Source organism: Streptomyces decoyicus (genome assembly GCF_019880305.1).
Taxonomy (GTDB): Bacteria; Actinomycetota; Actinomycetes; order Streptomycetales; family Streptomycetaceae; genus Streptomyces; species Streptomyces decoyicus.
In genome coordinates this window covers 5,929,860-5,943,421 of sequence record NZ_CP082301.1, presented here as the reverse complement: position 1 = coordinate 5,943,421, position 13,562 = coordinate 5,929,860, and the positions used below count along the sequence as shown (strand labels likewise).

Here is a 13,562-nt window from a genome sequence, read left to right as displayed (position 1 = left end):
GCTTCCGGGCCCGGGGGCGGTGCTGCGAGGTCAGCCGGCCAGTTTGGCCAGGGCCGCGTCGATGCGCTGGAGGGTGCGCTCCTTGCCGAGGATCTCCAGGGACTCGAAGAGCGGCAGACCGACCGTGCGGCCGGTGACCGCCACCCGGACGGGGGCCTGTGCCTTGCCGAGCTTGAGGCCGTGCTCCTCGCCGGCGGCCAGGACGGCCTCCTTGAGGGGCTCGGGACCGGACGTCCAGTCGGCGGCTTCGAGCTCGGCGCGGGCGGTGGTGAGCAGGGCGACCGGGTCGCCCTTCATCGCCTTCGTCCAGGACGCCTCGTCCTCGACCGGCTCCTTGCGGAACAGGAAATCGACATTGGCGGTGATGTCGGAGAGGACGGTGAGGCGGGTCTGGGCGTGCGGGGCGATGGCCTGCCAGGCGGCCTCGTCGAAGTCCTCGGGCTCCCAGTTGGCGTGCGGGGCCTTCAGCCAGGGCTCACAGGCCGTGATGAAGTCCTTCACGTCCAGCTGCCTGATGTGGTCGGCGTTGATCGCCTCGGCCTTCTTCAGGTCGAAGCGGGCCGGGTTGGCGTTGACGTCCGCGATGTCGAACTTCTCGATCAGCTCGCGGACGGAGAAGATGTCCTGGTCCGCCGAGAAGGACCAGCCGAGCAGCGCAAGGTAGTTGAGCAGGCCCTCGGGGAGGAAGCCGCGCTCGCGGTAGAGGTTGAGGTTCGCCTGCGGGTCACGCTTGGAGAGCTTCTTGTTGCCCTCGCCCATGACGTAGGGCAGATGGCCGAAGGCCGGGACGGTCTTGGCGACGCCCAGCTCGATCAGCGCCTTGTACAGGGCGATCTGGCGGGGGGTGGAGGAGAGCAGGTCCTCGCCGCGCAGGACGTGGGTGATCTCCATCAGCGCGTCGTCGACGGGGTTGACGAGGGTGTAGAGGGGCGCACCGTTGGCGCGGACGATGCCGTAGTCCGGAACGTTCTCCGGGGTGAAGGTCAGCTCGCCGCGCACCAGGTCGGTGAAGGTGATCGGCTCGTCGGGCATCCGGAAGCGGACGATGGAGGTGCGGCCCTCGGCCTCGTACGCCGCCTTCTGCTCGTCGGTCAGCGTGCGGCAGGTGCCGTCGTAACCGGAGGGCCGGCCGGCCTTGCGGGCCGCGTCGCGGCGGGTGTCCAGCTCTTCGGTGGTGCAGTAGCAGTGGTACGCGTGGCCGGCGGCGAGGAGCTTGTCGGCGACGTCCTTGTAGATGTCCATGCGCTGCGACTGGCGGTACGGCGTGTGCGGGCCGCCGACCTCGGGACCCTCGTCCCAGTCGAAACCGAGCCAGTGGAAGGAGTCCAGCAGCTGGTTGTAGGACTCTTCGGAGTCGCGGGCCGCGTCGGTGTCCTCGATCCGGAAGACCAGGGAGCCCTTGTTGTGCCGCGCGTAGGCCCAGTTGAACAGGGCGGTACGGATCAGGCCGACGTGGGGGTTACCGGTCGGGGAGGGACAGAAACGGACGCGGACGGGGGTCGCGTTAGCCACGCTTGATCACCTTGTTGGTGAGAGTGCCGATGCCTTCGATGGTGACGGCGACCTCGTCGCCGACGTTGAGGGGGCCCACCCCGGCCGGGGTGCCCGTGAGGATGACGTCGCCGGGGAGCAGGGTCATGGCCTCGGTGATGTGGACGATCAGGTCCTCGACCGGGCGGACCATGTCGCTGGTGCGGCCGAGCTGCCGCTGTTCACCGTTGACCGTGCACTGGACGGCGAGGCCGGCGGCGATGTCCTCGGGGGACAGGCCGGTCTCGACCCAGGGGCCGAGCGGGCACGAGCTGTCGAAGCCCTTGGCCCTGGCCCACTGCTTCTCGCGCTGCTGCACATCGCGTGCGGTGATGTCGTTGGCGCAGGTGTAGCCGAGGATGACGTCCTTGGCGCGCTCGCGGGGCACCTCGCGGCACATGCGGCCGATGACGACGGCGAGCTCCGCCTCGTGGTGCACCTCCTGGGAGAAGGAGGGGTACGCGATGGGGTCGCCGGGGCCGATCACCGAGGTGGACGGCTTGAAGAAGGTGACCGGTACGTCCGGGACGGCGTTGCCCAGCTCTGCGGCGTGCTCGGCGTAGTTGCGGCCGATCGCGACGACCTTGTTGGGCAGGACGGGCGGCAGCAGCCGGACCTTGTCGAGGGGGACCTTTTGCCCCGAGCGCTCGAATTCTGCGAAGGGATGCCCCTTGATGACGTCGAGTTCGTCGCCTTCGAGGACGCCGAAGCCGACGTTGCCGTCGATGGAGAATCTGGCGATGCGCACGGGTTGCCGCTGCCCCTCATTGATCACTGGCCGGAGTTGACACTCCAGGCTATCGCGGGGCTGCTGCCGATCCGGCGACGTCTTACGCCGGGACGTCCTGCGCGGGGGCGTCCATCAGGACGGTGCGGCGGGGGTTGGCGGTCTGGGCCGGCAGGTCGATGGTGTGCTCCGGCGCCTGGATGACCTCGGTGCCGAGCTCGTCGGCGTCGTTGAGGTGGGCCAGGGTGGTGCGCCGCGGGTTGGCTATGTTGCGGAACATCATCGTCGTCTTCACTGCTGCGTGCCTCGCGTCATCGAAAGATCGGGAAAGGGCCGGGCGAAAGCTGCCTTGTCACATAGGGCAACCGTGTAAAGCGTCAGGCTATGCAGCCTATTCCCTGCGAAGTACGGGGAATCCCAACGATCTTCTTGTGAGTTTGCTCACGAAGTGTGCGACAAATGCCGCATTTCCCATGATCAACATCCCTGGGCGAATCGGACAATGGCGGACTGAAGTGCACGTTCCACTCCCGATCACCGCACCTGGGGCAGCCGGCGCGGGCGAACGACTCGCGGACAAAAGTCCGTTATGGACGGGGGAACGTTCTACAAGTCGTGACGCGCTCCGTACATTGCGTCACCCAAGTCACAGTGCGCGGCTCCGCTCTTGTTGGAGATCCTGCACTGTGCTGGAATTCCACGGACCGCCGCACGTTTCAGCCGGCGCGCAGGGCGCAACGTAGCGCCGCGCGGTGGTGCCGTTCTCTCGGCCAGAGAGAGCAGCCCGCCGGTCATTCACGACCGCCATGGGGGACTCAGCGGTCCCCCATAAGACTCGACACCGTCCCGCCGAGGTGGGACGCCTGGTCCAGAGGTTGCGACGCTAGTGCAGGGACGTTTCAAGAGGGATGGCAGCGCTGCGGCGGACCCGGAGCTGCGCGGCGGGACAGACCGCGCCTCCTCGCCCCAGCGCGCCCAGAGCAACGGTTCCGCCGGGGGCACTCTGCCCGTCGACGGAGGCGGTCAGGCGCCGGGCAATGACGCCGCGGACAGTAAGGCCAAGGCGCCGAAGGGCGCGAGTGGCCCCGGTTCGCGAATAGCGCTGCGCAACTGGCGCATCAGTACCCGCCTGGTCTCCCTGCTCGCGCTCCCCGTGGTCGCCGCGACCACGCTGGGCGGCATGCGCATCGGCACATCGCTGGACAACATCGACCAGCTCGACAAGATGCAGCTGCTCACCGAGATGACGCGGCAGGCGACCGAGCTCGCCGACGCGTTGCAGGTGGAGCGGGACAAGTCGGCCGGTCCGCTGGCCGGCAGCGGCAACTCCAAGGACGATGCGAACGTCGTCGCGCCCCGTGAGGCGACCGACCGCGCCAAGCTGTCGTTCAACCAGGCCACCGGCGACATCCAGGGCCAGGACGCCACGATGGCCGGTGTCCGGGCGACCGTCCTGGAGATCGGCCGCCAGCTCAACACCCTCAACGAGATCCGCGGCAACGCCTACAAGGACGGCGACAACTCCGCGCGGACCGTCACCAGCTACAACCAGCTGATCAAGTCGCTGCTGGACCTGTCCCAGGACATGGCGCAGGCGACCAGCAACCCGGAGATGATCCGCAGTACCCGTGCGCTGGCGGCGTTCTCGTCGGCCAAGGAGTACGCGTCGATCCAGCGGGCCCTGGTCAGTGCCGGCCTCGCCCACAAGGGCGGCCCGCAGCTTTCCTCCAACGACCGGCTGGCCGGCCGTAACGCCGAGGACAGCGAGAAGGCGGCCCGCGACCGCTTCTCGCAGATCTACACCAACAACGCCGGCGCGCTCACCCGCGGCCTGGACGGCAACAACGACGAGATCAAGGCCGCGGTCGCCTTCGCGCACCGGGCCTTCGCCAGCGGCGCCGGCATCCGCAGCCAGGACTACCGGTACCTCGACTGGTACGACTCCGACACCGTCAAGATCGACGAGATGTCGCGGATCGAGACCACGCTGCTCTCGGAGATGGAGCAGAAGTCCCGCGAGCTGCGCAACGAGGCCACCCAGTCCGCGATCATCAGCGGTGCGCTGATCCTGCTCGTCCTCGGTGTCTCGCTGGTCGGCGCGTTCGTCGTGGCGCGGTCCATGGTCCGCTCGCTGCGCCGGCTCCAGGACACCGCGCAGAAGGTCGCCCAGGACCGCCTGCCCGAGCTGGTCAAGCAGCTGTCCGAGTCGGACCCGCAGGACGTGGACACCTCCGTCGAGTCGGTCGGTGTGCACAGCCGGGACGAGATCGGCCGGGTGGCCGCGGCCTTCGACGACGTGCACCGCGAGGCGGTCCGCCTCGCCTCCGAGCAGGCGCTGCTGCGGGGCAACGTCAACGCGATGTTCACCAACCTCTCGCGCCGTTCGCAGGGCCTGATCCAGCGTCAGCTCTCGCTGATCTCCGAACTGGAGTCCCGCGAGGCCGACCCGGACCAGCTGTCCTCCCTCTTCAAGCTCGACCACCTCGCCACCCGCATGCGCCGTAACGGTGAGAACCTCCTGGTCCTCGCCGGTGAGGAGCCGGGTCGCCGGTGGACGCGGCCCGTCCCGCTGGTCGACGTCCTTCGTGCCGCCGCCTCCGAGGTGGAGCAGTACGAGCGGATCGAGCTCAACGCCGTTCCGCAGACCGAGGTCGCCGGCCGGGTCGTCAACGACCTCGTGCACCTCCTCGCCGAGCTGCTGGAGAACGCCACCTCGTTCTCCTCGCCGCAGACCAAGGTCAAGGTCACCGGTCACGCGCTGCCCGACGGCCGGGTGCTGGTCGAGATCCACGACACCGGTATCGGCCTGTCGCCCGAGGATCTGTCGTCCATCAACGAGCGGCTCGCCAGCCCGCCGACCGTGGACGTCTCGGTGTCCCGGCGCATGGGTCTGTTCGTGGTCGGCCGCCTGTCGCTGCGGCACGGCATCCGTATCCAGCTGCGGCCCTCCGACTCCGGCGGCACCACCGCGCTGGTCATGCTGCCGGTGGACCTCGCCCAGGGCGGCAAGAAGCCGGTACCGAGCACCGCGAAGAGCGGTGGCGGTGACGTCGGCGGCGCGCCCGCCAGCCGGCTCGCGGGGCTCCAGCCGCGCGGCCAGGTCGGTTCCGGCCCCGCGTCCGGCGGGCGCCCCGCGCTGCCCGGCCGCGGCGGTCCCGGCGGCGGTGCCCCGAACGCCTTCGGTGCCTCGGCACCGTCCGGCCGTACGGCGCCTCCCGGCGCAGGCTCCCCCGGCGCCCCGGCGCGGGGCGGCGATGCCCGCCCGCCCGCGGGACGCCCCACCGGTTCGCGTCCCTCGCTGCCCACCCGCGGCGCGGACAACGGCCCGGCGCCCACCGTGGCTCCGCCCACCGGCGCGCCGCGCCGCGAGGAGCGTCCCCAGCTGCCGGCGCGGGGTCCCGCGGCCGAGCTGCCCGGCGGTCCGCCCGCCGGCGGCCAGGGCGGCCAGGGTGCTCAGCAGCCCGGCGGTACCAGCTGGGGCGCGCGCCGTGAGCGCGGCGGCTCCGACGACTGGCCGCTGGCGCCCCGCGACGCGCAGGACCAGCCGCGTGGCCACGAGGAGCCGGAGAGCACCGGCAGCTTCGAGCGGCCCGCGCCGAGCGGCGGCCCCGGTGACACCGCGGCGTTCGCCCGTCCCGACTTCAACGGTCCGCCGCCCGCCGCGGACGGCTCCCAGGGCGGACGCGGCCCGCAGGGCGCGCGTCCGGCCGGCCGGGGTGCGGGCAACGAGCCCGGTGACACCGGGCAGTTCGCCCTGCCGGACAGCGACACGGGCCAGTACGACACGGGTCGGTACGAGACCGGGCAGTACGACCGGTACGACACCGGCCAGTACGAGACGCCCCGGTCGCCGCAGACCGACAGCGACACCGGCCAGTACGAGCGGCCGAGCAGCGAGACCGGCCAGTACCAGCGGCCCAGTAGCGACACCGGGCAGTACCAGCGGCCCGGTGGCGACGCCGGGCAGTACCAGCGGCCCGGCAGCGACCGCGGCGCGTACGCCGACGAGTCGCAGGGCACCGGGCAGTTCCCGGTGCAGCAGCCGCAGGAGGGCGGTGCGCCGTCCGCCGATGTGCTCGGCGGCGCGGACGCCGGTCCCGGGGACGGCCGTACGCCGATCTTCGACACCATCGAGTCCAACTGGTTCAACACCCCCGCGGCCGCCGCGGCCGGCGTGCCGCCCCAGGGTGACGCCGAGCCCGAGGCTCCCCGGCTGCCCCGCCGCGGGTCCGCACAGGACGGCGACGCACGCGGCGGCGCCCGCAACGACGCACCGGTCAACGGTGCGCGCAACGCGGCGCCGGCCGAGTCGCCCCAGTGGCGCAGTTCGCCGAACGACGAGACCTGGCGGCAGGCGGAGCAGATCCGCCAGCCCGCCGCTGGTGGCATCACCACCTCCGGGCTGCCCCGCCGGGTCCCGCGCGCGAACCTCGTCGCGGGCACCGCGCAACAGCAGTCCAACCAGAGCGGTCCGCAGGTCTCGCGCGCGCCCAATGAGGTGCGGGGGCGGCTGACCAATCTCCGTCGGGGTATCCAGCAAGGCCGGCAGGCCGGGTCGTCGTCCACCGGCACCCACGGCGTTGTCGATCCCACTCACCAGCAGGAGCGTTAGTTGAGTCCGATGAGCCAGGCGGCGCAGAATCTGAACTGGTTGATCACCAACTTCGTGGACAACACCCCCGGGGTGTCGCACACGGTGGTGGTCTCCGCGGACGGGCTGCTCCTCGCGATGTCCGAGGGCTTCCCTCGCGACCGTGCCGATCAGTTGGCGGCGGTGGCCTCCGGCCTGACCTCGCTGACCTCCGGCGCCTCCCGCATCTTCGAAGGGGGAACGGTCAACCAGACCGTCGTGGAGATGGAGCGGGGGTTCCTCTTCATCATGTCGGTCTCGGACGGATCGTCACTGGCCGTGCTCGCACACCCCGAGTGCGACATCGGCCTGGTCGGCTACGAAATGGCGCTGCTGGTCGACCGCGCAGGCACGGTCCTGACGCCCGACCTCCGCGCCGAACTGCAGGGCAGCCTGCTGCACTGACGCGGCGCCCGCAGCGCCGCACCGTTCAGCACCCCACCCACCCATGTGCCGCACCCCCCACCGGCCCAACCCGACGACAGTCAGTTGTCCCGCCCGGAGGACCCATGACCCCGCCACCTGCCACTTCCGGCCCGTACGGCGCGTACAGCCAAGCGCCGTACGGGAGCGAAGGTGACCAGCCGCTGGTGCGCCCGTACGCCATGACCGGAGGCCGGACCAGGCCGCGCTACCAGCTCGCCATCGAGGCGCTGGTCAGCACGACCGCCGACCCCTCTCAGCTGCCCGGGCTGCTGCCCGAGCACCAGCGGATCTGCCACCTGTGCCGTGAGGTGAAGTCGGTTGCCGAGGTCTCCGCGCTGTTGCACATCCCGCTGGGTGTGGCGCGGATTCTGGTCGCGGACCTGGCAGAGGCCGGGATGGTGGCGATCCACCAGCCCGGTGGCAGTGGTGAGGCCGGCGGCACGCCGGATGTGACCTTGCTCGAGAGGGTGCTCAGTGGACTTCGCAAGCTCTGACAGCGGTTCCGACGGGAACAGAGCCCCCGCCACGACCTCTGCCAAGATCGTGGTGGCGGGCGGCTTCGGCGTGGGCAAGACCACGTTCGTCGGGGCCGTCTCAGAGATCGATCCGCTGCGCACGGAGGCCGTGATGACTTCCGCTTCGGCGGGGATCGACGACCTCACGCACGCGCCGGACAAGACGACCACGACCGTGGCGATGGACTTCGGCCGGATCACGCTGGACCAGGACCTGATCCTGTACCTCTTCGGTACGCCGGGCCAGGACCGTTTCTGGTTCATGTGGGACGACCTGGTCCGTGGCGCCATCGGCGCGGTGGTGCTGGTCGACACCCGCCGTCTCGCCGACTGTTTTGCGGCGGTCGACTACTTCGAGAACAGCGGTCTGCCGTTCGTCATCGCCCTCAACGGTTTCGAGGGCTACCAGCCCCACACGCCGGACGAGGTGCGCGAGGCGCTTCAGATCGGCCCGGGGGCCCCGATCATCATGACCGACGCCCGGCACCGGGGCGAGGCCAAGAGCGCGCTCATCACGCTCGTGGAGCACGCGCTGATGGCGCGGCTCCAGTAGCCCACCGACGGCCCGCCCCGCATCGGGGGCGGGCCGTACGGCAGTTATCACCGGGGGGCACACCCCCTGCCCTGGACGGGTTCCCGGCATCCGTGAGTGGATCTGTGTCCTTCGACACGCCCACAAATTTGCTTCATAACGTTTCGACAGTGAATCAGCGGGCTTTCGACACCCCGTGCGCATGCCTGGCTTCGCTGCGCTCACAATTCTCTTGCACTTTGGCGCGGCTCGCCCTTAACGCCCCTTTTATCTAAGGGCCTTTCGCCCCTGCTCCAGCTTTACCCAGTGTTTGGAACGCACCGCCCTGACGTGCTGAAATTCGCTGAACTCCGGAGTAGGAACGCCCAGAAGAAACGGCACAGCAAATGAGTGCCGGCGCCGAGAGGTTGTTGGTCGAGTGAGGCGAAGCAAGGCGAGCCCCGAGCCGCAGGAAACGCGGCGGGGCAACTTCACCCCGCCACCCAGAGGTGGCCTACCGGCTTCCGACGCGCCCGAAAATACGGTCGCGAAGCCTCCGGTAAGTGGCGGCAAGTACTCCCCGCGCAACTGGCGCGTGGCGACCCGCCTGAACGCCATTCTGCTGATCCCCGTGCTGGTCGCCCTGGTCTTCGGCGGTCTGCGGGTGGACAGCTCGTTCGGCACCTGGCAGGAAGCGCAGGACGCGGAGAACACCGCAAAGCTGGTGCGCGCCGCGGCTTCCTACAGCACCGCCCTGATCGATGAGCGGGACCGCACCGCGGCACCGCTGCTGAAGGGCAAGAAGGACGACCCGGTCGTCCAGCAGGCTCGGGACGCCACCGACAGCGCCGCCGACACCTTCCACGAGGCCGCCAAGGCCATACCGGACAAGCCGGGCCTCAAGCGCCGTCTCGCCGTGTTCGAGAAGGTCGAGCCCAAGCTCCAGAAGCTGCGCCAGGCCGCCTACACCTCCAAGCTGCGCGGAGTGCAGACCGAAGAGGGCTATGTCGAGGTCCAGCACCCGCTGATGGAGTTCGCCAACGAGCTCGGCCTGGGCACCGGCAACATCACCTCGTACGGCCGTACCGTCTACGCCATCGCGCTGGCCAAGGCCGCCGAGTCGCTCCAGCGCTCCATCGGCACCCACCTCCTGGTCGACCCGGCGACCCCGCAGGGCGGCAAGGAGCACAAGCTCCAGCTGACCGCCTTCGCGTCGTACCGCTACCTGGAGGGCATCGCCATCGGCGAGTACACCTCCGGCGGTACGCCCGAGGACGTCGAGCGGCTGAAGAAGGACGCCGGCGAGCTCAAGCAGGCCGCGCAGCAGAAGATCGCACGGGCGAAGTCGCAGGCGCAGGCCGCAGGACGGCCGTTCCGCACCCCGCCGTCGATCGACCAGATGGGCACCCTGATCGCCACCGGCGCGGCGCCGGAGACGCTGAGCGTGCGGGGCCTCACCTCCGACACCTACTTCGCGGCCGCGACCGGCAAGTTCGACATGTACCGGTCCATCGAGAAGGACCTGGCGGACAAGGCCGTGAACGAGGCGGCCCAGATCTCCGAGGACGCCAGGCAGTCCACCTTCGTCGACTCCGGCATCGTGCTGGCCGCGCTGATCATCGCGTTCGTCGTGGCCGGTCTGATGGCCCGCCGGATGAGCCGCAACATGCGCCAGCTGCGTACCGCCGCCTTCGGCATCGCCGAGCAGCGGCTGCCGATGCTGGTCGACCAGCTCTCGCGGACCGACCCGGGCCGGGTCGACACCCGTGTGCAGCCCATCCCGATCTCCACCACCGACGAGATCGGCGAGGTCGCCCGCGCCTTCGACCAGGTGCACCGCGAGGCCGTCCGGCTCGCCGCCGAGCAGGCGCTGCTGCGGGGCAACGTCAACGCGATCTTCACCAACCTCTCGAGCCGTAACCAGGGCCTGATCGAGCGCCAGCTGGAGCTGATCACCGACCTGGAGAACAACGAGGCGGACCCGGACCAGCTGGAGAGCCTCTTCCGGCTCGACCACCTCGCCACGCGTATGCGGCGTAACGGCGAGAACCTCCTCATCCTCGCGGGCGAGGAACCCGGCCGCCGCTGGAACCAGCCGGTGCCGCTGGTCGACGTCCTGCGGGCGGCGACCTCCGAGGTCGAGTCGTACGAGCGGATCGAGCTCACCGGCGTCCCCGAGAGCGAGATCCACGGCACCGCCGTGACCGACCTCGTGCACCTGCTGTCCGAGCTGCTGGAGAACGCCACCACGTTCTCCTCCCCGCAGACCAAGGTGCGGGTCGCCGCGACCCGGCTGCCCGACGGCCGGGTCATGATCGAGATCCATGACAAGGGCATCGGGCTCACCCCCGAGGACTTCGCGGACATCAACCACAAGCTGGCCAACCCGCCGAGCGTGGATGCCGCGATCTCCCAGCGCATGGGCCTGTTCGTGGTCGGCCGGCTGGCCGACCGGCACGGGATCCGGGTGCAGCTGCGCCCCTCCGGCGAGCAGGCGGGCACCACGTCCCTGGTCATGCTGCCCGAGGCGATCACCCACGGTGGTGGCGGCGAGGAGCAGTACGAGGACGACTTCACGGTCTCCCGTATCGTTCCCGAGCACCAGCAGGCGTCGTACGAGAACCATCAGCGCACCGCCGCCGAGCTGGGCTTCGACGACACCCGCTACGGCCGCGCGGACACCGGCGACATGGACATGGTGGGCCGCTCGCTGCTCCGCGAGGAGCGCCGGGCCGCCCTGGAGGCCCAGACGGCCGGTGAGCAGGAAGCCGAGTACCAGGGGGGCGAGCGTCCGCTCTTCCGGGACGAGGCGCCGTCCGGCGGTGCCTACCAGGACTACCCGTCCCAGGCATATGCGGAAGCCGATCAACCGCTCTACGACGACCGGTCGCACGGCAACCAGGCATTCGGCCAGCCGAGCTTCGCGGAGACCACCGGCCAGCAGCCTTTCGTCTCCCACGAAGCGGCACAGCCGGACGAATGGGCCGAACGCCCCGCATTCGAGGGCTACTTCGGGACCGAAGCGGAATCTGACCGGAATACAACTGCCGCTCCCGCTGACGCGCCCGAGCGCGTACCATTCGAGCGTCCGGGCCCCACACCGAGCGACGCCCCGTCGCTGACGGACGCCGGCCTTCCGCGCCGCGGAGGCCGCGACCAGCAGGCACCGCAGGTGCAGCAGCAACGGAGCACGCCGGAGACCGGCCAGGACGGCTCCGACTGGCGCAGCTCCAACGATGATCGCTGGGAGCGGGCGGAGCAGCTGCGCGAGCCGAAGGCGGGCGGAGTCACCTCTTCCGGCCTCCCCCGGCGGGTGCCCAAGGCCAACCTGGTCGAAGGTGCCGCGGAGCAGACGCCGCAGGGCGGCCCCCAGGTCTCCCGCGCCCCGGAGGACGTCCGCGGCAGGCTGAGTAACCTGCGCCGCGGAGTCCAGCAGGGACGCAACGTCGGAACGGACCCCAACGGGGTCCCCCAGAATGACCAACAGGGCTACGGCCCCGGCAGCACCTACGATCAGGAGCGTTAGTGTGAGCCCGATGAGCCAGGCGGCGCAGAATCTGAACTGGTTGATCACCAACTTCGTGGACAACACCCCTGGGGTGTCCCACACGGTCGTGGTCTCCGCGGACGGGCTGCTCCTCGCCATGTCCGAGGGTTTCCCTCGTGACAGAGCCGATCAGTTGGCGGCGGTGGCCTCCGGCCTCACCTCGCTGACCTCCGGCGCTTCCCGCATCTTCGAGGGCGGGAGCGTCAACCAGACCGTGGTGGAGATGGAGCGCGGTTTCCTCTTCATCATGTCCGTTTCGGACGGATCGTCGCTGGCCGTGCTCGCACACCCCGAGTGCGACATCGGCCTGGTCGGTTACGAGATGGCCCTGCTGGTCGACCGCGCGGGCACGGTGCTGACGCCGGATCTGCGCGCCGAACTGCAGGGCAGCCTTCTCAACTAACAAACAGGCAGTGCGTTTCCCGCCACCGCGCCTTATGGTTCGGTGGCGCGACCGGCGTCAGACAGGCAAGTTGGAGGAGGAGACGTGGCAACGCCCCCGAGCGGATACCCGTATGGTTCCGGACAGGAGTCCGGGCCTGTGGGCGAGACCCATAGCAACCGCTTCAACTTCCCGTCTGCGCCGAGCCGCCGGCCGCAGCGGCCCCCGCAGCAGCAGCCCCGGCCGTACGACTCCCAGCCGTACGAGCCGTCGGTGTACGACCAGCCGCAGGCACCGCGCATCCAGCCGGTACAGCCGCAGCGGCGCGCGCCCGAGCCCGCTCCCGCGGGTGCGAACAACCCGCTCGTGCGCCCGTACGCCATGACCGGAGGCCGGACCAGGCCGCGCTACCAGCTCGCCATCGAGGCGCTGGTCAGCACGACCGCCGACCCCGCGAAGATGCAGGGCCAGCTGCCGGAGCACCAGCGCATCTGCCACCTCTGCCGCGAGATCAAGTCAGTTGCCGAGATCTCCGCGCTTCTCTCCATCCCCCTCGGCGTCGCCCGGATCCTCGTCGCCGACCTGGCGGAGGCCGGACTCGTCGCCATCCATCAGCCCGGCGGGGACGAGACCGCCGGCGGACAGCCAGATGTGACACTGCTCGAAAGGGTGCTCAGTGGACTTCGCAAGCTCTAGCGGTGCAGCCCGCTCCACCACCTCCGCGAAAATCGTGGTGGCGGGCGGCTTCGGCGTGGGCAAGACCACGTTCGTCGGGGCCGTCTCAGAGATCAATCCGCTGCGTACCGAAGCCGTGATGACTTCCGCCTCGGCGGGGATCGACGACCTCACGCACGCGCCGGACAAGACGACCACGACCGTGGCGATGGACTTCGGCCGGATCACGCTGGACCAGGACCTGATCCTGTACCTCTTCGGTACGCCGGGCCAGGACCGTTTCTGGTTCATGTGGGACGACCTGGTCCGTGGCGCCATCGGCGCGGTGGTGCTGGTCGACACCCGCCGTCTCGCCGACTGCTTCCCCGCGGTCGACTACTTCGAGAACAGCGGCCTGCCGTTCGTCATCGCCCTCAACGGCTTCGACGGACACCAGCCCTACACGCCGGACGAGGTGCGTGAGGCGCTTCAGATCGGCCCGGACGCGCCGATCATCGTGACGGACGCCCGTCACCGCAGCGAGGCCAAGAGCGCGCTCATCACGCTCGTGGAGCACGCGCTGATGGCGCGGCTGCGCTGACGGTGCCGGACCGCGGCCGGGCTCCCCGTGCCCGCGCGC

11 protein-coding genes are annotated in these 13,562 nt (G+C 70.0%); 8 read left to right on the top strand and 3 right to left on the bottom strand.

Translation table 11 applies throughout. The features are described from left to right. Positions 1-30: 30 nt before the first annotated feature. From gltX to K7C20_RS26260, 3 genes are all read right to left on the bottom strand, one after another. Complete coding sequence (gene gltX, locus K7C20_RS26270) at positions 31-1,512, bottom strand: glutamate--tRNA ligase (RefSeq protein WP_030087831.1); 1,482 nt, start codon at positions 1,510-1,512, stop codon at positions 31-33. Further along, complete coding sequence (locus tag K7C20_RS26265; protein WP_030087830.1) at positions 1,505-2,278, bottom strand: fumarylacetoacetate hydrolase family protein; 774 nt, start codon at positions 2,276-2,278, stop codon at positions 1,505-1,507. The genes gltX and K7C20_RS26265 overlap by 8 nt, the downstream gene beginning before the upstream one ends. Positions 2,279-2,360: 82 nt before the next feature. Continuing rightward, entirely contained in the window at positions 2,361-2,552 is a 192-nt protein-coding gene (locus tag K7C20_RS26260) for a hypothetical protein (RefSeq protein ID WP_030087829.1), read from the bottom strand. A gap of 591 nt (positions 2,553-3,143) precedes the next feature. Here K7C20_RS26260 and K7C20_RS26255 point away from each other — a divergent pair. The 8 genes from K7C20_RS26255 to K7C20_RS26220 all read left to right on the top strand — a co-directional run bounded on the left by K7C20_RS26255 (position 3,144) and on the right by K7C20_RS26220 (position 13,523). Next, a complete protein-coding gene (locus tag K7C20_RS26255) occupies positions 3,144-6,869 on the top strand; it encodes a sensor histidine kinase (RefSeq protein WP_053209329.1) in 3,726 nt (1,241 codons plus the stop codon). Between the two features lie 9 nt (positions 6,870-6,878). Continuing rightward, a complete protein-coding gene (locus K7C20_RS26250) occupies positions 6,879-7,292 on the top strand; it encodes a roadblock/LC7 domain-containing protein (RefSeq protein ID WP_018087200.1) in 414 nt (137 codons plus the stop codon). Positions 7,293-7,396: 104 nt separating this feature from the next. Then, a complete protein-coding gene (locus tag K7C20_RS26245) occupies positions 7,397-7,807 on the top strand; it encodes a DUF742 domain-containing protein (protein ID WP_030087818.1) in 411 nt (136 codons plus the stop codon). Beyond that, a complete protein-coding gene (locus K7C20_RS26240) occupies positions 7,788-8,381 on the top strand; it encodes a GTP-binding protein (protein WP_222892663.1) in 594 nt (197 codons plus the stop codon). Before K7C20_RS26245 ends, K7C20_RS26240 begins: the two co-directional genes overlap by 20 nt. A 397-nt stretch (positions 8,382-8,778) precedes the next feature. Further along, a complete protein-coding gene (locus tag K7C20_RS26235; protein WP_053209327.1) occupies positions 8,779-11,865 on the top strand; it encodes a sensor histidine kinase in 3,087 nt (1,028 codons plus the stop codon). A gap of 10 nt (positions 11,866-11,875) precedes the next feature. After that, positions 11,876-12,289, top strand: coding sequence for a roadblock/LC7 domain-containing protein (locus K7C20_RS26230; RefSeq protein ID WP_018087204.1), 414 nt, complete (start codon positions 11,876-11,878; stop codon positions 12,287-12,289). Between the two features lie 84 nt (positions 12,290-12,373). Next, entirely contained in the window at positions 12,374-12,964 is a 591-nt protein-coding gene (locus K7C20_RS26225) for a DUF742 domain-containing protein (RefSeq protein WP_030089453.1), read from the top strand. Then, positions 12,945-13,523 carry a GTP-binding protein gene (locus K7C20_RS26220; protein ID WP_159469791.1) on the top strand — a complete coding sequence of 193 codons (579 nt, stop codon included), beginning with the start codon at positions 12,945-12,947 and terminating at the stop codon, positions 13,521-13,523. Before K7C20_RS26225 ends, K7C20_RS26220 begins: the two co-directional genes overlap by 20 nt. Positions 13,524-13,562 lie beyond the last annotated feature (39 nt).

Bases quoted from the DNA above. Each gene is read 5' to 3' on its own strand.
- K7C20_RS26245 (WP_030087818.1), top strand. From the start codon at position 7,397: ATGACCCCGCCACCTGCCACTTCCGGCCCGTACGGCGCGTACAGCCAA.
- K7C20_RS26250 (WP_018087200.1), top strand. From the start codon at position 6,879: ATGAGCCAGGCGGCGCAGAATCTGAACTGGTTGATCACCAACTTCGTG.
- K7C20_RS26230 (WP_018087204.1), top strand. From the start codon at position 11,876: ATGAGCCAGGCGGCGCAGAATCTGAACTGGTTGATCACCAACTTCGTG.